Source organism: Kaistella carnis, from assembly GCF_003860585.1.
In the GTDB taxonomy this organism is placed as follows: Bacteria; Bacteroidota; Bacteroidia; order Flavobacteriales; family Weeksellaceae; genus Kaistella; species Kaistella carnis.
In genome coordinates this window covers 2,890,540-2,909,295 of sequence record NZ_CP034159.1, presented here as the reverse complement: position 1 = coordinate 2,909,295, position 18,756 = coordinate 2,890,540, and the positions used below count along the sequence as shown (strand labels likewise).

22 protein-coding genes are annotated in these 18,756 nt (G+C 40.9%); 10 read left to right on the top strand and 12 right to left on the bottom strand.

Going from position 1 to position 18,756, the window contains the following annotated elements:
* Positions 1-39: 39 nt before the first annotated feature.
* The 3 genes from EIB73_RS13480 to EIB73_RS13470 all read left to right on the top strand — a co-directional run bounded on the left by EIB73_RS13480 (position 40) and on the right by EIB73_RS13470 (position 2,180).
* On the top strand, positions 40-816 hold the full coding sequence (locus tag EIB73_RS13480; RefSeq protein ID WP_125025756.1) for a helix-turn-helix domain-containing protein: 777 nt from the start codon (positions 40-42) through the stop codon (positions 814-816).
* A gap of 28 nt (positions 817-844) precedes the next feature.
* Positions 845-1,696, top strand: a complete 852-nt coding sequence (locus EIB73_RS13475; RefSeq protein WP_125025755.1) for an RteC domain-containing protein — start codon at positions 845-847, stop codon at positions 1,694-1,696.
* A 280-nt stretch (positions 1,697-1,976) separates the two neighbouring features.
* Positions 1,977-2,180 carry a hypothetical protein gene (locus EIB73_RS13470; RefSeq protein ID WP_125025754.1) on the top strand — a complete coding sequence of 68 codons (204 nt, stop codon included), beginning with the start codon at positions 1,977-1,979 and terminating at the stop codon, positions 2,178-2,180.
* Between the two features lie 445 nt (positions 2,181-2,625).
* On the opposite strand, the gene EIB73_RS13465 is transcribed toward EIB73_RS13470, so the two are convergent.
* Complete coding sequence (locus tag EIB73_RS13465) at positions 2,626-2,937, bottom strand: GIY-YIG nuclease family protein (RefSeq protein WP_125025753.1); 312 nt, start codon at positions 2,935-2,937, stop codon at positions 2,626-2,628.
* A 741-nt stretch (positions 2,938-3,678) separates the two neighbouring features.
* On the opposite strand from EIB73_RS13465, the gene EIB73_RS13460 reads away from it, so the two are divergent.
* Genes EIB73_RS13460 through EIB73_RS13445 form a run of 4 tightly spaced genes read left to right on the top strand, consistent with a single transcriptional unit; the run spans position 3,679 to position 5,244 of the window.
* Entirely contained in the window at positions 3,679-4,437 is a 759-nt protein-coding gene (locus EIB73_RS13460) for a hypothetical protein (RefSeq protein WP_125025752.1), read from the top strand.
* 2 nt (positions 4,438-4,439) lie between these two features.
* Positions 4,440-4,844: a DUF5675 family protein gene (locus EIB73_RS13455; RefSeq protein ID WP_125025751.1), complete on the top strand. Its 405-nt coding sequence runs from the start codon at positions 4,440-4,442 to the stop codon at positions 4,842-4,844.
* The gene (locus tag EIB73_RS13450) at positions 4,841-5,059 is read left to right on the top strand and encodes a hypothetical protein (RefSeq protein WP_125025750.1); all 219 of its coding nucleotides are present in this window, start codon (positions 4,841-4,843) and stop codon (positions 5,057-5,059) included. Before EIB73_RS13455 ends, EIB73_RS13450 begins: the two co-directional genes overlap by 4 nt.
* Positions 5,056-5,244: a hypothetical protein gene (locus tag EIB73_RS13445; RefSeq protein ID WP_125025749.1), complete on the top strand. Its 189-nt coding sequence runs from the start codon at positions 5,056-5,058 to the stop codon at positions 5,242-5,244. Before EIB73_RS13450 ends, EIB73_RS13445 begins: the two co-directional genes overlap by 4 nt.
* Positions 5,245-5,543: 299 nt before the next feature.
* Here EIB73_RS13445 and EIB73_RS13440 read toward each other — a convergent pair whose 3' ends face one another.
* From EIB73_RS13440 to glyA, 10 genes are all read right to left on the bottom strand, one after another.
* Positions 5,544-5,855, bottom strand: a complete 312-nt coding sequence (locus EIB73_RS13440) for a GIY-YIG nuclease family protein (protein ID WP_125025748.1) — start codon at positions 5,853-5,855, stop codon at positions 5,544-5,546.
* A gap of 1,569 nt (positions 5,856-7,424) precedes the next feature.
* Positions 7,425-8,171 carry an oligosaccharide flippase family protein gene (locus EIB73_RS13435; RefSeq protein WP_125025747.1) on the bottom strand — a complete coding sequence of 249 codons (747 nt, stop codon included), beginning with the start codon at positions 8,169-8,171 and terminating at the stop codon, positions 7,425-7,427.
* A 114-nt stretch (positions 8,172-8,285) separates the two neighbouring features.
* Positions 8,286-8,432 (bottom strand): hypothetical protein, encoded by a 147-nt coding sequence (locus EIB73_RS13430; protein ID WP_228411248.1) that lies wholly within the window; start codon positions 8,430-8,432, stop codon positions 8,286-8,288.
* Between the two features lie 5 nt (positions 8,433-8,437).
* Entirely contained in the window at positions 8,438-9,712 is a 1,275-nt protein-coding gene (locus EIB73_RS13425; protein ID WP_125025746.1) for a nucleotide sugar dehydrogenase, read from the bottom strand.
* Between the two features lie 33 nt (positions 9,713-9,745).
* On the bottom strand, positions 9,746-10,735 hold the full coding sequence (locus EIB73_RS13420) for an SDR family oxidoreductase (protein WP_125026131.1): 990 nt from the start codon (positions 10,733-10,735) through the stop codon (positions 9,746-9,748).
* A 12-nt stretch (positions 10,736-10,747) separates the two neighbouring features.
* Entirely contained in the window at positions 10,748-12,088 is a 1,341-nt protein-coding gene (locus EIB73_RS13415; protein WP_125025745.1) for a tyrosine-protein kinase family protein, read from the bottom strand.
* 32 nt (positions 12,089-12,120) lie between these two features.
* The gene (locus EIB73_RS13410; protein WP_125025744.1) at positions 12,121-12,309 is read right to left on the bottom strand and encodes a hypothetical protein; all 189 of its coding nucleotides are present in this window, start codon (positions 12,307-12,309) and stop codon (positions 12,121-12,123) included.
* Between the two features lie 900 nt (positions 12,310-13,209).
* Positions 13,210-13,650: a regulatory protein RecX gene (locus EIB73_RS13405; RefSeq protein ID WP_125026130.1), complete on the bottom strand. Its 441-nt coding sequence runs from the start codon at positions 13,648-13,650 to the stop codon at positions 13,210-13,212.
* Positions 13,651-13,902: 252 nt separating this feature from the next.
* Complete coding sequence (locus tag EIB73_RS13400) at positions 13,903-14,262, bottom strand: four helix bundle protein (protein ID WP_125025743.1); 360 nt, start codon at positions 14,260-14,262, stop codon at positions 13,903-13,905.
* 151 nt (positions 14,263-14,413) lie between these two features.
* The gene (gene glyA / locus EIB73_RS13395; protein ID WP_317132717.1) at positions 14,414-15,682 is read right to left on the bottom strand and encodes a serine hydroxymethyltransferase; all 1,269 of its coding nucleotides are present in this window, start codon (positions 15,680-15,682) and stop codon (positions 14,414-14,416) included.
* 353 nt (positions 15,683-16,035) lie between these two features.
* Between glyA and EIB73_RS13390 the strand changes: the two genes are divergently transcribed.
* A complete protein-coding gene (locus EIB73_RS13390; RefSeq protein ID WP_125025741.1) occupies positions 16,036-16,530 on the top strand; it encodes a Smr/MutS family protein in 495 nt (164 codons plus the stop codon).
* A gap of 81 nt (positions 16,531-16,611) precedes the next feature.
* On the opposite strand, the gene EIB73_RS13385 is transcribed toward EIB73_RS13390, so the two are convergent.
* Entirely contained in the window at positions 16,612-16,917 is a 306-nt protein-coding gene (locus tag EIB73_RS13385; RefSeq protein WP_228411247.1) for a DUF6370 family protein, read from the bottom strand.
* 157 nt (positions 16,918-17,074) lie between these two features.
* On the opposite strand from EIB73_RS13385, the gene EIB73_RS13380 reads away from it, so the two are divergent.
* Both EIB73_RS13380 and rsmD read left to right on the top strand, forming a co-directional pair.
* Positions 17,075-17,797, top strand: a complete 723-nt coding sequence (locus EIB73_RS13380) for a DUF3822 family protein (RefSeq protein ID WP_125025740.1) — start codon at positions 17,075-17,077, stop codon at positions 17,795-17,797.
* Between the two features lie 316 nt (positions 17,798-18,113).
* A complete protein-coding gene (gene rsmD, locus EIB73_RS13375; protein WP_125025739.1) occupies positions 18,114-18,719 on the top strand; it encodes a 16S rRNA (guanine(966)-N(2))-methyltransferase RsmD in 606 nt (201 codons plus the stop codon).
* Positions 18,720-18,756 lie beyond the last annotated feature (37 nt).

Below are 18,756 nucleotides of genomic sequence, written 5' to 3'. Positions count from 1 at the left end.
GATGGTCTGAGAAAGACGCTGTCAATCAAAAAGTGGGGAATGGGTAGAAACATTTTTCTTTTCTGTATGCTTATTGGCGCAGTTTGCACTGCGCAGGAAAGTGTTTTGCAGTATATGCAGCTGCAGAAAAGCTACGCTGATTTTCCCGAAAATGATGCCCGCGCTCTTCCTGCGGTACAAAAGAGCATCCGTTTGGGTAAAAAAAACCAAAATTTCAGACATTTGGTCTATGCGTATGAAGACGCCGCCTACTATTCTAAAGATCGCCGACAGAAGCTACTCTACAGTGACAGCATCATACAGGCAGCAAAAAAGACAGGCGACACCGCAATGATCAGTAAGGCCTATCTCGCGAAAGGAATTGTTTTTTACTTTAATTACAGGAACTATGATCAGGCACTTGATCAGTACCTCGAAGCGGCAGCGTTTGCAGATGAAACCGGAGAAGATTATCTCATTTTTAAAATAAAATACAATATCGGAGTCGTCAAAAGCTACCTGGGCTTCATCAATCCGGATCTCACCATCATCAATTTAGCGGCCGCGCTTCAGGTTACGAAAAACAATCTCTCTTATGTGATTAATGAGCACCTGAATATGAATTTCACCACGTACCTCAACACGTTGCGGATTAGGTATATCACAGAAAAACTAAACAGTGACCGCGAATTCCTGAAACTGAAAACACCCGAACTCGCGCGGAAATGTGGAATTAAATCGCGTCAGCATTTTTCAAGACTTTTCTATGAGCACAATAAAATCCGACCGTCTGATTTTATTGAGCTCCGGATCAAACAATTAAAATCGATTAACTAAACTTGTGACAATTTGTTGAAAATCGCCTATGGAATCAAAAGAACTAACTGAGAGAACCAACAACCTTTGGGCAGACCTGAAAAAGAAAATCAGGGACCTGAAGGTGGAAAAAAAGAACAGTCTGGAAGCCGCCCAGTTTTCGCTTGCCGAAACAGACACTGCTATACGGTCCCTGAAATCATGGGTCATTACGCACCAATTCGACTGCTGGGAAAGCGAAGTCCATTTCTTCAAAGAATTAAAGCCGCCGTTCATTGCAAAGTTCATCTATTTTTCGAGAGTGATCTCCCTCCTTTCATCTCTCCCCCATTCGGGAACTAAATTAAAGAAAGGCATCTATGAATCAGAACTCGAGTATCTCCGGTACTTCTCTCTTGAAAACAGGGATTTTATGAGTTATTACCGAAGAAACGCCACCTATATGGACCGCAAATACTTTCTGCGGTTCCAATATGACCTCGATGTAAAACTGGCAGTGGATATTCACAGCTATGATGAACGATTTTCCACGTCGCACGACCATTTGATCGCCCAAATCATCGCGCACGACGACTACGAAATATTCCTTTCTACCCAGATCGCCCGATTGAAGGAAAAATCATTTGAAGAAACTTTGCCGAAACGGGAGGTGCAGTGGACGGCTCCAAAAGTAGCCCTCACCGAACTGGTCTTCGCCCTGCACCATACCCATTGTTTCAACGGCGGTACCACCTCACTCTCCGAGACCGTAAAGTGGTTTGAAGAAGCATTCAGTATCGACCTGGGAAATTATCACAATACCATCGCTGAAATCAAAAACAGAAAATCCAGCCCCACCAGGTTTTTACAACTTCTTACCGAAAACCTAACCACTTACCTGGAAAAAGAAGAGGGCATCTGATGCCTGACCCAACTGACAACTCCCTCTTACGGAGAACTATTTTTTCCGGGCACGAAATTCCGGGGTTAATCATTTCACCCTTCCATTTCCGCATGGGTAATGTCCTCCGATTCCTTCCAACCGACCCCGTCACCTTAGGAGATACCTCCTTTTTTCAGCATCATGATTCCCCTCTCCACCAAAATATTGTTAGTAACAAAAGTTCCGTACTATGGCACTTCTATTGAGTGCGTGTGGGTTTGATAGCTAATCTTTGTATAGCAATCAAAAACAAAGCGTCATGAAACCACGAATCACGCGCCTCTGCATTTATCCCAAAGATATCCAGCGCATCACCGGCAAAAGTGAACGCTACAGCCGAGATCTCATTCACAAAATCAAAGACCACCTCCAAAAACCCGATCATCAATTCGTCACTGTGGCAGAATTTTGCACCTTCATGGGACTGCCTTACGAAGCTGTGCAGGCGTTTATTTTGGATTAGGAATGGTTGGTGGTGTTGTTGGCTGAGTGATTGGGTGATTGAGTTTTGGGGTAATCTCGAATTGGTTTGATCACAAACTCCCGTCATTGCGAGGAGCCCCCGTACGCTGTCATTGCGAGGAGTGAGGAACGAACGACGAAGCAATCTCTACTTCACAATAGCACCACGGATTACACAGAGATTGATTCAGCGGCTTGAAAGAGACTTTTATAATGGCTTATTCAGGAGGCCGCTTCGCAATGACAAACTACCGTCATTGCGAGGAGTGAGGAACGAACGACGAAGCAATCTCTACTTCACAATAGCACCACGGATTACACAGAGATTGATTCAGCGGCTTGAAAGAGACTTTTATAATGGCTTATTCAGGATGCCGCTTCGCAATGACAAATTCCTGTCATTGCGAGGAGTGAGGAACGAACGACGAAGCAATCTCGAACCTATCTCAATAAAACGGATTCATAATATCTTTGATTCGGTCATACAAATCATTCCACTCCGGGTTCAAACCATTAATTAAGTCCAGTTTCTTCTGTCTTGAACCACCCTTAATTTGTTTTTCACGCATGATCGCATCTCCAATTTCCTGAAACGATTCCCAATAAACGAGTTGATCCAGATTATATCTGCAGCTAAAACTATTCTGATATTTTTTCGCCTTATGTTCTAAGATTCTGTTGGGTAAATTGGAAGTCACACCAACATATAAGACCGTATGGGTCTTATTGGTAAGAATGTATATAAAACCCGGTTTCATCTATCGAAGATAGAAATAATTAGGGAGATTGCTTCAGCAGCTTGAAAGATCACTGTTTACTGCTCATTCTGGATGCCGCTTCGCAATGACAAACTCCCGCCATTGCGAGCAGCCCCGGTACGCTGTCATTGCGAGGAGCATCCATACGCTGTCATTGCGAGGAGTGAGGAACGAACGACGAAGCAATCTCTACTTCGCAACAGCACCACCGATTACACAGAGATTGCTTCAGCGGCTTGAAAGATCACTGTTTACTGCTCATTCTGGATGCCGCTTCGCAATGACAAACTCCCGCGCTTGCGGGGATCCCCCATACGCTGTCATTGCGAGGAGTGAGGAACGAATGACGGAGCAATCTCTACTAACCAATTCGTTCAGCGGCTTGATAGAGCAGTGTTTCTTGAGAGTTTCGGATGTAACTCAGGAACCCGTTGCTTGAATAAAAATTGATATTAGCCTAAATCCCGACATTCCAAACGCAACCTACCCCTCCCCTGGCATCACCCCATGATACTCCTAGGATAGTTGCCCAAATCCCCACTTAAACTTTCGGCAATACCGGCCTAACCGGTAGAAATCAGCGCTTTGCGCAAAAAACACTGCTTTCGGCAAAAACCTCCCTACCCGGCACCAACACTTGGTTTATCTAAAATTATTGCCAACTTTTGTCCTGTGATCACAAGAGGTTTTTACAACTGTACCTCAAACAGTTGATTCATCAATTTCTTAAAAACAAACAAAATGGCAAGACAAAAAGGACTTATTAAGTTGAAAGGAACGATGGGAGACATCACCTTCTATCGTACAAAAGACGGGTACATGGCCCGTGAAAAAGGCGGCATTACGGCCGAAAGAATGCGCACTGATCCGGCTTTTCAGCGAACCCGAGAAAACATGGCAGAGTTTGGCAGAGCCGGTAAAGCAGGTAAGGTGTTGCGAAACTCCATGCAATCGTTGCTGCGCACCGCGGGAGACCGCCTGATGGTCAGCAGACTGACCAAAGAGATGGTAAAAGTGATTCAGCTCGATGCCATCAATCCAAGAGGACAGCGAAATGTGATCGACGGTGAAGCAGAATTACTGCAAGGATTTGACTTCAATATTCACGGCAAACTGAACACCAGTTTCGGTGCCCCCTTTGTAACGACTTTGGATCGGGCACTCGGTACTGCGCACATCGATATCGAGCCTTTTACTCCGACCGATAGTGTTATTGCGCCGGCGGGAAGCACCCATTATAAGTTGGTTTCTGCGGGTTCAGACATCAATTTTGAGGCAGAGACCTACACTTCCGACCGAACAGAAAGTGGAATTTTACCCATCGACACCGTCCTGACGGCACCCATAGCGTTACACAATACCTTACCGGCAGCTTCCCTCAACCCCTTGTTTCTGCTGTTCGGTATCAACTTTTATCAAGAGGTCAATGGGACTTTTTATGAGTTGAAAAATGGATCGTACAATGCGCTGCAGCTGGTGCAAGTATCTGGAACCCCATAATCATGGACCTACATTTAATAAGAACACCGTACCAGAAAGGCGTGAATGGGGTGTTGCTTTTTGAAGGCATGGAAGTCTGTAAAACGATCGAGTTACCCTGGTTGGGAAATGCACCCCGTATTTCCTGTATTCCGGAAGGTACATATCTGCTGCGAAAGCGTTGCAGTTTGAAATTCAAGTGGCACTTTGAAGTGGTGGCGGTCCCGGGCAGAAAGGATATCCTGATCCATCCCGCCAATCATGCGGCCCTAGAATTAAAAGGGTGCATTGCACCCGTGCTCCAACATACCGGAGAAGGAAAAGGCAGTTCATCACGAATTGCTTTGGAACGATTGAAAGACCGCCTGTATCCATTGCTGGATCAGGGCTATGAAATACGACTCATCATTAAAAACAAGTTATCATGAAAAAGATCATTCAACGATTGCAGGAGCCGACTCCACGGTTCTTTCGCAAGATCAGAAATTATGGCTTGGTATTAACGACCATCAGTGCTGTGATAACCACGGCAGTCATTCCACTACCAGCGGTGCTCATCACCCTGGCTGGTTACACGGCCTTAGCAGGTGGCATCGCCAGCGCACTCAGCCAGACAGCCGTCGAAAACGAGGGCAAGCCATGATGCAGTTTGACACTGCACAACGCATCAGTGCCGCCAGTGGCATGGCATTGATTGTGATGCTGCAGATCCAAAGAGAAGAAGTCATTAAAACAATTGTTTTAGCAGGCCTTGGAGGAATGGCCAGTTACCTCTTCACTTTAGGACTGAAATACCTCATCACCTCCTTCAGAAAACGACTGAAATAACTGGTGCAAAAAGGGCCTCCTGATTGGGAGGTCTTTTTTGTTGTAGCTCATTACGGGGAGAGCCGAAGACTGACGAAGCAATCTCGGTTAGTGAGCACAGGCAGGAATCCAATCGCCTTTGCAACGAAAACTCCACCCCCGTCATTGCGAGGAGAACTGCTTCCCCGTCATTGCGAGGAGGAAGGAACGACCGACGAAGCAATCTCGGTTAGTGAGCACAGGCAGGAATCCAATCGCCTTTGCGACGAAGAGTCCACCCCCGTCATTGCGAGGAGGAAGGAACGACCGACGAAGCAATCTTAAGTGAATGGATTCATAATATCTCTGATGTCCTCATACAAATCATTCCACTCTGGATTTAAAGCATTGATTAAATCCAGTTTTTTCTGTCTTGAACCACCCTTAATTTGTTTTTCACGCATAATAGCATCTCCAATTTCCTGAAAAAATTCCCAAAAAACAAGTTGATCTACATTATATCTTTTACTAAAACTGTTCGCATACCTCTTCTCTTTATGATCCAAGATTCTTTGAGGCAAATTGGAAGTCACGCCTACATACAAGACGGTATGGGTTTTATTGGTGAGAATGTATATAAACCCTGGTTTCATCCATCGAAGTTAGGAATAATTCGGCAGATTGCTTCAGCGGCTTGAAAGTATTTTAACAGTTGTAAGTGTGGACGCCGCTTCGCAATGACAAACGATCGTCTTTGCCAGGAAAACTGCATCCCCGTCATTGCGAGGAGGGAGGAACGACCGACGAAGCAATCTGGCATTATGGTGCACAAGTGTAATACGAGATTGCTTCAGCGGCTCGAAAGGAATGACAAACGATCGTCTTTGCGAGGAGGGAGGAACGACCGACGAAGCAATCTGGCATTATGGTGCACAAGTGTAATACGAGATTGCTTCAGCGGCTCGAAAGGAATGACAAACGATCGTCTTTGCGAGGAGGGAGGAACGACCGACGAAGCAATCTGGCATTATGGTGCACAAGTGTAATACGAGATTGCTTCAGCGGCTTGAAAGTATTTTAGCAGTTGTAAGTGTGGACGCCGCTTCGCAATGACAAACTGCTGTCATTGCGAGGAGGGAGGAACGACCGACGAAGCAATCTGGAGTTATGGTGCAAAAGTATGATACGAGATTGCTTCAACGGCTCGAAAGGAATGACAAACGATCGTCTTTGCCAGGAGAACTGCGTCCCCGTCATTGCGAGGAGGAAGGAACGATCAACGAAGCAATCTGGAGTTATGGTACAAAAGTATGATACGAGATTGCTTCAACGGCTTGAAAGTATTTTAACAGTTGTAAGTGTGGACGCCGCTTCGTAATGACAAACGATCGTCTTTGCCAGGAGAACTGCGTCCCCGTCATTGCGAGGAGGGAGGAACGACCGACGAAGCAATCTGGCATTATGGTGCACAAGTGTAATACGAGATTGCTTCAGCGGCTTGAAATTATTTTAGCAGTTGTAAGTGTGGACGCCGCTTCGCAATGACAAACGATCGTCTTTGCCAGGAGAACTGCGTCCCCGTCATTGCGAGGAGGAAGGAACGATCAACGAAGCAATCTGGAGTTATGGTACAAAAGTATGATACGAGATTGCTTCAACGGCTTGAAAGTATTTTAACAGTTGTAAGTGTGGACGCCGCTTCGTAATGACAAACGATCGTCTTTGCCAGGAGAACTGCGTCCCCGTCATTGCGAGGAGGAAGGAACGACCGACGAAGCAATCTGGAGTTATGGTGCACAAGTGTAATACGAGATTGCTTCAGCGGCTTGAAAAGACATTGCTTATTAATCGTTCTGGATACCGATTCGCAATGACACAGGATTCGCAATCACTCCACAACTCAACAACAACTACCTCACAACAACCCGATGGCGCGGATTTGTAATCCGTGAGTCCTCGCAACGAAGGTGATTTTGTTGGAAGAACGTGATGCGGATTTTAATTCAAAAGGTGTTTTATGTTATTTTTCACCATTCTAAACTTTCCGCTTTTGTCACCGGGGATCTCTTCAACATACGCCAGGTCGATCGTCATATTAGTACCCACCCTATCCTGCCAGTTGTGAAGAAATATACGTTCAATTTTTTCAGAGTAAACCGCTTGATCAATGATAAATAGGATAGAAATTTTATTCAATTCGTCCTGAATGACCTGAAACTTTCTTATGCCGTGAGTTTCTTTAAGCGTTGCATATTCATCACAATAGCAGATAGAAAAACCCAAAATGAGTATGATGAGATTTCTTTTAATAGTTTTAAATCAAATTTCGAGTATGTAATTCGTACATTCAATTTCCACAACACAAAATAAATACTAATACTAATGAATATGATACTGATTCCAGTATCTATCCAAACTAAAGTAATTGCTTCTGGCATGAAGCCTAATAAAATTAGTATTAATATACTTCTAACTATATATTTTAGAATTGTAAGTAATCTAGGAAACACAAATTTTTCGTAAGCGTTACAAATCGCGATAAAAGCACCTCCAGGCACAGTTATGGCAATATTAAATACCAAAATAATAAACATGTTTTTTGCTTCAACAATTTGCGCTGTTGTGAGCGACTTTTTAAAAATGTCATCTAACCTAAAATACAAGAAAAAGCCTATTATTACCACAAGAACAGAAATCACCGAGTACATTACGAATATTAAACCTAAAAAATCTTCTTCTCCTTTTTTATCGTTATTATGTTTATAAAAAGCGACATATCGAACAATTGTATTGTTCAAACCTAAATCCATTAGAGTAAAGTAGGCAATTAGTGAGCCTACAAGTGTATACAACCCATATTCTGAATCGCCTAAACTTCTAATAATAAAAGGGGTAAGAATCAATCCAATCGTATTTGTTAATAAAATATTAACATACGATAACACCGCCCCTTTTTTTAATTGACTCATTCTATAATTTTATTTTAAGATACTTTACGCTGTAATAGGCATATTACCACTAAATTATTTTATAATTTTATGGTTCTATTAGAACAATAATTTAAAGCCTTGCTTGATAAAAATTCACTGATTTTCAGGAGACTCTTTTACATTAAGCATTTTTACTTTTTCAGGTACAATATCCAAGGCAACCACCTCGTTATGCTGTGCTAATAAGATGGCATTAGATAATCCTACATAGCCAGTTCCAACAATTGCAATTTTCATCATACCGCTTAAAGTTTTGAATCGCTGTTTTCCAGAATTCCTTTCACATCGTAAACAATGGCTTTATCTTTTTTAAGGGCCTGTAAATCCAACGCTAAAAACTCATTATGGGCAACGCCCAAAACAATGGCATCGAATTGATCGGTTGGAATTTCTGTCGTGCTTACAAGACCATATTCATGGTGTACCTCGTCGGCATTCGCCCAAGGATCATAAGTAGTAATCTGCATTCCATAATCTTCTAAAGCAGCAATAACATCGACAATTTTCGTATTTCGAACATCCGGGCAATTTTCTTTAAAAGTAATTCCCAGCATTAAAACTTTGGCATTATTAACGGCAATATCTTTCTTGATCATGGTTTTCACCACTTGGGAAGCCACATACTGCCCCATAGAATCATTCAGCCTTCTTCCGGCGAGAATAATTTCCGGATGGTAGCCAAATTCCTGGGCTCTTTGTGCCAGATAATAAGGATCAACACCAATACAGTGTCCTCCCACCAAGCCTGGTTTAAAGGGAAGGAAATTCCACTTCGTGCCCGCGGCTACCAAGACCTCCTGCGTATCGATGCCCATGAGGTTAAATATTTTCGCCAGTTCATTGACAAAGGCAATATTGATATCGCGCTGAGAATTTTCAATGACTTTGGCGGCTTCGGCGACTTTAATGGTGGGTGCCAGATGCGTTCCGGCGGTGATCACCGATTTATAAAGGTCATCGACCACCCTGCCAATTTCTGGGGTGGAACCTGCGGTTACTTTTAATATTTTTTCAACGGTATGTTCTTTATCACCCGGATTAATCCGTTCGGGCGAATATCCCGCAAAGAAATCCTGATTGAACTTTAATCCTGAAACTTTTTCCAAAACCGGAATACATTCTTCCTCTGTGGCACCCGGATAAACGGTAGATTCATAAATGACCACATCGCCTTTCTGCAAAACTTCCCCCACCGTTTCACTGGCTTTGTACAGGGGTGTAAGATCGGGTTTATTGTTTTTATCTACCGGCGTAGGCACGGTGACGATATAGATATTGGCATCCTGAATGTCGGCCAAGTCATGGCTTACATAGAGTCCGTTTTCCGTGGAATTGTTTTCTTTGAGAACCGCCTGCAGGATATCGTCTTCCACTTCCAGGGTCGCATCGGTGCCCTGTCTGAGTTCCTGAATTCTTCTGGCATTAATGTCGAAGCCAACAACATTATATTTTGTAGCGAAGAGCCGTGCTAAAGGGAGCCCTACGTAGCCAAGACCTATAACTGATATTTTATGTTTCATAGTAAGATATGCGCTATGTTTTGTATTAAAAAATTAATTGCTGGTAATGTCGCGGAGATGCTCCCAATACCAGGTTACTGCTTCCTTTAGGCCTTCACTGAAAACATGGGTAGGTTCATAGTTCAACAACCTTCTGGCTTTGTCTATGGAAGCCAGCGAGTGTGGAATATCTCCGTTTCGGACCGGACCGTAGGTAATTTCGACCTCTGCAATTTTCGGATCGTAGGCTGACAGATATTTCTTGATCATTTCGGCCATTTCTGCAATGGTGGTCCGGTCTCCAACCGCGGTATTATAGACCTGGTTGAGGGCGTGCGGATTATCCGATTCTATGGCCCGCAGGTTCATTTGCACTACATTATCGATATAGGTGAAATCACGGGAATAATTACCGTCACCATTGATGACAGGAGATTCATGATTCATGAGTTGCATGGTGAATTTTGGAATCACTGCTGCATACGCGCCGTTCGGATCCTGTCTTCTTCCGAAGACATTGAAATACCGCAGTCCGATGGTATTGAGGCCATACACGCGGTTAAAAACCTGCGCATAAATTTCATTCACCAATTTAGTCACCGCATAAGGAGATAAAGGGTTTCCAATATTTTCCTCCACTTTCGGCAACACCGTAGAATCACCATAAGTAGAAGAACTGGCAGCATAAACAAAACGCTGTACCTGCTGATCTCCGGCTGCTTTCAGCATATTTAAAAAACCATTTACATTGACTTCATTGCTCGTCAGCGGATCATTAATGGATCTGGGCACTGAACCTAACGCTGCCTGATGTAGCACAAAATCAACACCTTTACAGGCGTGTTGACAGGTTTCCAGATCACGAATGTCCCCTTCAATCAATATAAAATCCGGATGTTCTAAAAAAGGCGCAATGTTTTCTTTTTTACCTGTAGCAAAATTATCCAGACATCTTACCTGATAATTTTTCTCGAGTAGCGCCTCGCAGAGATTACTGCCAATAAATCCTGCTCCCCCGGTGACCAATATTGTTTTATTTTTCATCATAGTATGCTCCTATTTTTTAAACCAATTTAAGAATCGGTTGATTCCCGTATTTTCTTTCTCTGCTACATAACCATAGCTGTATTTGCCGCCATAACCGTAACGCATCTCGCTTTTGTTGACATCATTTAAGACCAAGCCCATTTTACTCACATGATGGTCGTCCGCAACAGACTTAGCATAAGCCAGCAATTCTTTCTCCGTATAATTAGAACGTACCACATAAACAAGCAAATCGGAAAATTTCAGCAGATGAAAAGAATCACTCACCATCATCATTGGCGCCGAATCAATCAAGATATAATTATACAGCGGCTTTAAACGCTGCAGTAGATCACCCATTTTTTTGTCTTCCAAAAGATCAGTAGGGTTGGGAGGAATACTGCCGCTATCTAAATTTTCATGAAGCTGTGATTTAAAAATAAATTTAGAAAAAGCTGTTTCCTCGGCCTCGGCCAGATAATTCGAAAGGCCAGCTTTTGAAGCAGGAACATACCTTCCCAATTGAGGATTTCGTAAATCTGCGCCGATAAGCAGCACTTTTTTATTAGTGGCCAGGGCCAAGGCAGAGTTGATAGAAATAGTGGTCTTTCCTTCGCCTTTTACCGACGATGTGAAGAGAATTACCTGTGCATCTTTAGGATTTTTTAAAATGAACTTCACATTGGCAGTCAGGATCCTAAAAGATTCCGCATACAAGGACAGTTCATTCTTACCAATCAAATCGCTGTCATTTTTGCCTATAGAGGGAACCTCCGCTAAAACTAGAATCTCTGGCAAGGCAGTGCTAAGATCATTTTTGGATTTTACCTTGGTATCCAGCGTGAAAAGAACAAACATAATCAATACCGGCAACAGGAAACCACCCAAAAGGCTCCCTAAAAGAATTTGTTCTGCCAGGGGTGCTACAGGTCCGGCCAGGGTATATGCTAGATTAATCACCCGTACTTTGGCCGTGCTTACGGCCATCGCAATAGAGGTTTCCTCTTTCTTCTGTAACAAGAAAAGATACAATGATTCTTTTAAGTTTTGCTGCCGGTCAATATTTCGGAAGATCTTTTCCTGGGTAGGAAATTTACTGATATCTGCTTTAGAAGTATTCAACTGAGCATTTAAACAAGAAATATTCATTTGAATAGATTGCTTGGATTTTACCAAATTGTCTTGTATTAAAGATCGCAAAGAGGCGATTTCTTTATTGAATTCAATAATAGCAGGGTTGGAAGGTGTGGCCTGGCGCAACGTTCTATTGCGGGTAATCACCAAATCATTGTATTGGGAAATAGAATAGCGCAGAATCATTTTTTTGATATTAACAGGATCTTTTACTGTTACGAGTTCTAAAAGTTCCATACCTTATCTTGTTAAACCAATGATTAATGAAATTATTCCCAAAGCAGCACCCCCAATCTGAAACCAAAGACTTCTGTTGGGATTGCTCCTACATATTCATATTCTGTGATTTCTGGCTGAGAATTGGGCGTGGACAAGTACACATAATTGTTTTTCGGCTTGCAGGAGGCGGCTCCTAAAAGCAGCGCGACCAACAAAAAAGTAATTCTGAATCTTTTCATTTTTAATAAAACGTAGCGCCAAAATTACTAAAAATAACGCATTTAAGCCTGTCATTAGAAAAAGATGTGACAAAAAAAATAAAATAATGAAAAAGGGTCGTAGCGTTAAAAAAACACCGATTGTGCCAACTGAAAAAAGAATAATACAACTTACCTGTCTTAAACAGGTTTACACAAAAAAGTGTAAACATGAATAAGAAAATAAAGCCACAGGACAGTGGCGCAACAAAAGACTGTATTTTTTGGATGATGATAAAAAGTTGATTATCGAAGATTATCTCTCGGGAAATGAGACCAAACAATCGGTTTATAGCCAGCATACTGGGTATCCGTCTGAAAACGGTAAAACGAGGTTAAGATTCCGCCTTCTTCGCAATAACGGCGCTATGTCATTGCGAAGCGGCCGCCGGTATTATCAATTATCAATTCCCTTTCAAGCCGCTGCGGCAATCTAGTGTCGCACTTGTGTAATCACAGTAGTTTATTCCTTACTTCCTGCATAATGGAATGTTATTTTTATCAAATGATTTCTTTACTTTTTGTCTTGAAATCGAAGATTCGAGGGAGTCAAACAAAAAGTTCAAGACTGGATCTATTTGCTAAAAAATGCTAATTTCTTCTGACAAAATTTGACTCCCGAGGGTCGTCGAACCACTGCGTTAGGTTTCCAAAACTTGCGCGGAAATATCAATTACGCTTCGATGCTTAATTTTGGCCGCAGTTCGAACAAAAGGAATGTTTAGGTGTTATTAGTTGAAGAGTGTTTTTGGAAGAAATTTCAATTTTTATTTACGCCAATAACTCCTAAGTCATTTTGAAATTTGGATTTAATGAAGTGTGTTCTTTGTTGAGCATTGACTGTTCACTCATTCACTATTGACCATTCACTCAATTACCCAATCACTCACTCTCGCCCTCCTTCATTTCTTTAATAACCTCAACAATCTCCTCGTATTCAAAACCTTTAGACAACAAATACTTGATCGTTTTCGATTTCTTCTGATAACCTTGCAAGCCAGTTATTTTCGACTCGTAGTTTTGGTAAAGTTTCGTTATTGTTTTATGGTAATCGTCATCATCAATTTCATCAAAACAACGGTTGATTAATTTTTCAGGAACTCCTTTAAACTTTAAATGATTACGGATTTTATTCCGTCCCCAGGATTTCATGTAAAATTTCCCACGAATATAACTTCTGGTAAACCGTTCTTCACTCAGGTAATTTTCCTGCATTAAATAGAGGAGAATCTCTTCTTTCGCTTCCGGAACCAGTAGAAAATCCCGCATTTTCTGCTCTACTTCCTGATGACAGCGGTCTTGGTAAACACAGTAGTTGACCATTTTCTGCTTGATTTCGAGGAAGGTGTAGGATTTGTGTTCCAAGGTTTAGGTTGAGGTTAAGTTTGAGGTTGAGGTTGAGGCTGAATTTGAGGTTAAGAGTAAGAGAGTGCTCGCGAAAGTTGAGACCAGAAACTCTTAAAATAATTATCGCATTTCTTAAACAAAATATTTAGATTTAGTCAAGCTGTAATTTAATCTAAAAACCGACCCTACTCAGCCTTAGCCTTACTCTTAGCGTCAGCCTTAGTCTCGTCATCGAGCTTCCAAAGTTTTAATAATTTTATTAAGTTCATGGATTAAACTTTCAATTTTCACAATGATGGGTTGTGACTTTTCAGTCTCAAAATACTTTACTAGATTCCCATAAATCAAGTGGTTTTTAGTTTCGTTCGCTGATCCTCTGGAATACTTATAAAACATGGTTTTATCTCTACTTCCGGCTCTGCCAAATCCTTCAGAAATATTTGCAGAGATACTTTCGGCGGATCTTCTAATTTGAGAAGTCAACGCATAATCCTCCTTCCTGGGGAGTGAGTCAGAAATAAAAAACACTTCCACTGCAATATCCATTGCTTTAGTCCAAACAGGCATTTGAGTAAAATCGGTATACATAATTTAAGGTTAAAGTTGAGGACAAATTGTGAGCGATCATAAAAAATTACAAGATTTTTTAATAATAATATTTTAGCTTAATAAACCATCATTTTAATGTGAAAAACTGCACCGCTTAACCTAAGTCTTAACCTTAACCTAAGCCTTAACCTTAATAATTAAACAACGCTTTCCCTTCCATCATCTGATTCACTTTTTTGCGAACGTCACCAATTACTCTATCATTATTGATGTTCATAACAACCTCGTTGATCAACCCGGCAAGAACTTCCATATCAGCTTCTTTTAAACCTCTTGTGGTGATGGCTGCAGTCCCCAGACGGATTCCGGACGTGGTGAACGCAGATTTATCATCAAAAGGGACCATATTTTTATTACACGTAATATCAGCTTTTACCAGCGCTTTTTCGGTTTCTTTACCGTTCACATTTTTGTTGCGGAGATCCACCAACATCAGATGATTATCGGTGCCACCACTCACGATGTCGAATCCATTATCAATCATGGCTTTTGCTAACGCGCGCGCATTGGCAACGACCTGTTTCATGTACACCAAGAATTGATCGTCGATCGCTTCTGCAAAGGCAACGGCTTTTCCGGCAATCACATGTTCAAGCGGTCCACCCTGAATTCCGGGGAATACAGAACTGTCTAAGACCTGGCTCATCATTTTAATATCGCCTTTTGGCGTTTTGTGACCATAAGTATTTTCGAAATCTTTACCCATCATGATGAGTCCACCACGAGGACCACGTAAAGTTTTATGGGTAGTCGTGGTAACGACATGACAATGTTCAAAAGGAGAACTTAATAATCCTTTTGCAATTAATCCAGCCGGATGCGCAATATCTGCCCACAAAGTTGCACCTACTTCATCTGCCACTTCCCGGAACTTTTTGAAATCTAAGTCTCTGGAATAAGCCGAGTAACCGGCAATGATCATTTTAGGTTTCACTTCCAAAGCTTTTTGACGCATTGCATCGTAATCAATTAATCCGCTTTCGCGATCAACTCCATAGAAATTGGCGTTGTACTGAATACCGGAAAAGTTCACGAAAGAACCGTGGGTTAAATGTCCACCCATGGATAAATCAAGACCTAAAATCTGATCTCCCGGCTTTAAAATAGAAAGATAAATGGCTGCGTTGGCCTGAGAACCGGAATGAGGCTGCACATTGGCATACTCTACACCGAACAATTCTTTTGCTCTTTCAATCGCTAAAGTTTCCACTTCATCCACGACTTCACAACCGCCGTAATATCTTCTGCTCGGATAACCTTCCGCATATTTATTCGTCAAAACACTTCCTACGGCTTTCATCACGTTGTCTGAAACAAAATTTTCAGAAGCGATCAATTCAATTCCGTGTGTTTGTCTTTGTCTTTCCTGTTCAATAAGGTCAAAAATAGGATCCATAATGTATAGTTGATGTTTTTTAATACGGTTTAATAAAGCAGTCAAATTTAAGAATTTTTTATGAGGTGGTGGAGAGAAGATTGGTTTTTGGTGGTAGGTGTTGGATGATGGATGATTGGTGTTGGATGATTGATTATTTGTTATTTATTATTGTTGATATTTAATAGAGAGATGTTTCAGTTTAATGTGGGAGATTTATAAAATTAGCTAGCCATCTATTATAAAATAAGATGACTTCTTCAAATAGTTCTATATCTTTTTTAGTTTCCAATTCCTTTAATAATGAGGTTTTCCATTTTTGATGATAAAAAAGCCTTACAATTTTCCTAATTTCGCCTCACAATGAAAATTATCTTATGAAAATTGGCGATTCTGTTTCCGTGATTGATGATAACCTGAAAGGAAAAATCACCGCTATTAAAGGCGAAAAAGTAACCATCGAAGATGAACATGGTTTTCCCTATGAGTACGATGCGCAGGAACTCGTGCTTCAGGAAGCGGAAATTTACAGTCAAATCAGAACCATTCAAAAAGAAGAATTCTCAAAACCCGTTTCAAAAAAACACGATAAAAAACCCATGATTCTGGATCTTCATTTTGAAAACATTGCGAAAGGCGCTGTTCAGGTCGATCCGTTTGAGCGGCTTTTTATGCAGAAAGACCAACTTTTGAAAACGTTGGAATATTGTAGAAATAACAATTTAAAACGACTGGAAATCATTCACGGAATTGGTGACGGCGTTTTACAGCAAATGGTGTATGATGTCCTGGAAAGCCAGACCAATCTGGAGTTTCATAATAAAGAAATCCTACACCATCAATCGGGGACGGTCTTGGTATATTTTCTCTAAGGCCGTAGGTTACAGGAATTGGGTTGTAGATTATGGCGCTGCACTATTAACTACCACCTGCCACCTTCTACCTACACCTATCTACTCTACATACTTAAAGCTCGTTGCATAAAACTTCCCTTTCTTGATTTCCCCGCTTACAAGGGCTTTCTTCATGATTTTACAATAGCCGTCGGCGGCATGAGCATCACCGAACGTCTTTTTATCAAGTCCTTCCACATGATAAATCTTACCATCAATTTTTACGGCCATGGCGCAACCTTTATCCGATTTAACTTTAAACTGGCACATTCCACAGGCAGCTTCTACGGTTTGATTCTGGATCTTTTTCTGTGCAAAAATACTGACGGACATCAGAACCAAGAAAATAAAAATAAGTTTTTTCATACGATTGACTTTAATAAAATGGATTTAACACTCCTTTAAATACCTCTGTAAAATTACCAAATTGCTTTTATATTCGGTCATGACTTTGCTCATACTTGAACAAAACTGAGAAAATTTCAAAAGCCGATTAATTTTAATAAATTTGTTGCCCTAAAGCATGGAACAACTTAAACTACTTTTTACCAAAGACGGCCTACAATATCAAGTTTTAAAGAACAAAACAGTTTCTTTGGAACAGTCTTTTTTTGTAACCGAAGAATCACCGGCAACAGCGCTGGCTGATAAAACAGACGAGATTTTAGCCCTGAAAACTTATAAAGAAATTTCGGTGATCTCTGCCCTGAATCATTTCACCCTCATGCCAGAAGGTTTTTCTCAGCACGATTTGGGATATGATCTAATCGCCTACAACGCGCCTGTGAATAAGGAAGAGGAAGAATTGATGCTTTCTGTCAATAAGAAATTTGGCGTGCAGTTTTACTATACTTTTCCAAAATCGATTTATCGTAAAATTAAAGATTTGGGGACGACCACGAAATTTAACTTTTCCGGTGAACAGTTTCTGAACACCATTACGGCTAAAAATCAGAAGGAAATTCACATCAACCTTTATCACCATCAATGTGAGTTTTTTGCGCTGGATCATAAAAAAGTCATCCTTTACAATAATTTAGATGTAACATCGGAAGTCGATTTTTTATATTTCATCATGTTTACCTTAAGTAAAATTGGATTCGGAATTACAGATACCCAGTTTTTCGTGTATGGAGAAACGACTGAAAATGAAACTTTTATTTCAGAATTAAAGAAATTCGTCAAAAATCTAAAAATCGTTTACGATAATATTCCAAAGAAGAATTTTCTTTTGAATGCAAGATAAGCTTGAAGAGCCAAGGAAAAAGTAAAAAGAACCAAGTATAGTGAATGGTGAATATATTAGATTTTCCTATTTTAACCTCAAGGTATTCAAGTATTTAAAGTCAAAAAAAAAATCAAAAATGTAGATCTTGAAATTTTCTTTGCTTAGTGAAACTCCTTTGCGCTCGTAATTTGTAGAAAGTTATTTTTCATAAACCTTTGCGTTTTTGCGTTAAAATAAAAGATATCATTATAGTAACTTTACATTTACAAATAAATTTGCCTTAAATTTAAATCCTGCTCATCACACATCCCGCACCTAACATCCAACAAAACCCATGTACAGAATAATCAGTGGCCAATGGAAAGCCAAAAGAATTTCCGCTCCGAAAAATTTCGACGTTCGACCGACTACAGATTTCGCCAAAGAAGCCCTGTTCAGTATCATTGAAAACCGATTCCGTTTTGATTTCGGCTCCATTTCGGTGCTCGACTTATTTGCGGGTATTGGGTCGCTGTCTTTAGAATTTACGTCAAGAGGCTGCAAGGATTTAACTTCTGTAGAGATGAATGCCAAGCACGCTGCATTTATCAGCACCACTTCGCGCGAGTTAGAAATGGATTCCCAGATCAACGTCATTCGCGCCGATGTTTTTGAATATTTAAAGAAAAACAGAAACCGTAAAACCTATGAGTTGATCGTTGCAGATCCACCTTTTGAAATGGAGGTGCCGAAATATGAGGAACTGATTTCTTTGGTTTTAAATAATAATTACTTGAAAGAAAATGGTGTTTTTATTCTGGAGCATCAAAGCCGTACGAAATTGCAACATCCGAATTTAACCGACACGCGGAAATATGGAAATGTAAGTTTTTCCTTTTTTAAACCAAATGAAAGACCAACTGAAGAAACATCTGAAACTGAAAATGAATCAGCGGACTAAGTTTTCCGTATATCATCATAAATCCTTTGTACTTCAA

Excerpts from the sequence above, each read along its gene's own strand:
- EIB73_RS13480 (WP_125025756.1), top strand. The coding sequence starts at position 40 with ATGGGTAGAAACATTTTTCTTTTCTGTATGCTTATTGGCGCAGTTTGC.
- EIB73_RS13475 (WP_125025755.1), top strand. The coding sequence starts at position 845 with ATGGAATCAAAAGAACTAACTGAGAGAACCAACAACCTTTGGGCAGAC.
- EIB73_RS13470 (WP_125025754.1), top strand. The coding sequence starts at position 1,977 with ATGAAACCACGAATCACGCGCCTCTGCATTTATCCCAAAGATATCCAG.
- EIB73_RS13465 (WP_125025753.1), bottom strand. The coding sequence starts at position 2,937 with ATGAAACCGGGTTTTATATACATTCTTACCAATAAGACCCATACGGTC.
- EIB73_RS13460 (WP_125025752.1), top strand. The coding sequence starts at position 3,679 with ATGGCAAGACAAAAAGGACTTATTAAGTTGAAAGGAACGATGGGAGAC.
- EIB73_RS13455 (WP_125025751.1), top strand. The coding sequence starts at position 4,440 with ATGGACCTACATTTAATAAGAACACCGTACCAGAAAGGCGTGAATGGG.
- EIB73_RS13450 (WP_125025750.1), top strand. The coding sequence starts at position 4,841 with ATGAAAAAGATCATTCAACGATTGCAGGAGCCGACTCCACGGTTCTTT.
- EIB73_RS13445 (WP_125025749.1), top strand. The coding sequence starts at position 5,056 with ATGATGCAGTTTGACACTGCACAACGCATCAGTGCCGCCAGTGGCATG.
- EIB73_RS13440 (WP_125025748.1), bottom strand. The coding sequence starts at position 5,855 with ATGAAACCAGGGTTTATATACATTCTCACCAATAAAACCCATACCGTC.
- EIB73_RS13435 (WP_125025747.1), bottom strand. The coding sequence starts at position 8,171 with ATGAGTCAATTAAAAAAAGGGGCGGTGTTATCGTATGTTAATATTTTA.
- EIB73_RS13430 (WP_228411248.1), bottom strand. The coding sequence starts at position 8,432 with ATGATGAAAATTGCAATTGTTGGAACTGGCTATGTAGGATTATCTAAT.
- EIB73_RS13425 (WP_125025746.1), bottom strand. The coding sequence starts at position 9,712 with ATGAAACATAAAATATCAGTTATAGGTCTTGGCTACGTAGGGCTCCCT.
- EIB73_RS13420 (WP_125026131.1), bottom strand. The coding sequence starts at position 10,735 with ATGAAAAATAAAACAATATTGGTCACCGGGGGAGCAGGATTTATTGGC.
- EIB73_RS13415 (WP_125025745.1), bottom strand. The coding sequence starts at position 12,088 with ATGGAACTTTTAGAACTCGTAACAGTAAAAGATCCTGTTAATATCAAA.
- EIB73_RS13410 (WP_125025744.1), bottom strand. The coding sequence starts at position 12,309 with ATGAAAAGATTCAGAATTACTTTTTTGTTGGTCGCGCTGCTTTTAGGA.
- EIB73_RS13405 (WP_125026130.1), bottom strand. The coding sequence starts at position 13,650 with ATGGTCAACTACTGTGTTTACCAAGACCGCTGTCATCAGGAAGTAGAG.
- EIB73_RS13400 (WP_125025743.1), bottom strand. The coding sequence starts at position 14,262 with ATGTATACCGATTTTACTCAAATGCCTGTTTGGACTAAAGCAATGGAT.
- EIB73_RS13390 (WP_125025741.1), top strand. The coding sequence starts at position 16,036 with ATGAAAATTGGCGATTCTGTTTCCGTGATTGATGATAACCTGAAAGGA.
- EIB73_RS13385 (WP_228411247.1), bottom strand. The coding sequence starts at position 16,917 with ATGAAAAAACTTATTTTTATTTTCTTGGTTCTGATGTCCGTCAGTATT.
- EIB73_RS13380 (WP_125025740.1), top strand. The coding sequence starts at position 17,075 with ATGGAACAACTTAAACTACTTTTTACCAAAGACGGCCTACAATATCAA.
- rsmD (WP_125025739.1), top strand. The coding sequence starts at position 18,114 with ATGTACAGAATAATCAGTGGCCAATGGAAAGCCAAAAGAATTTCCGCT.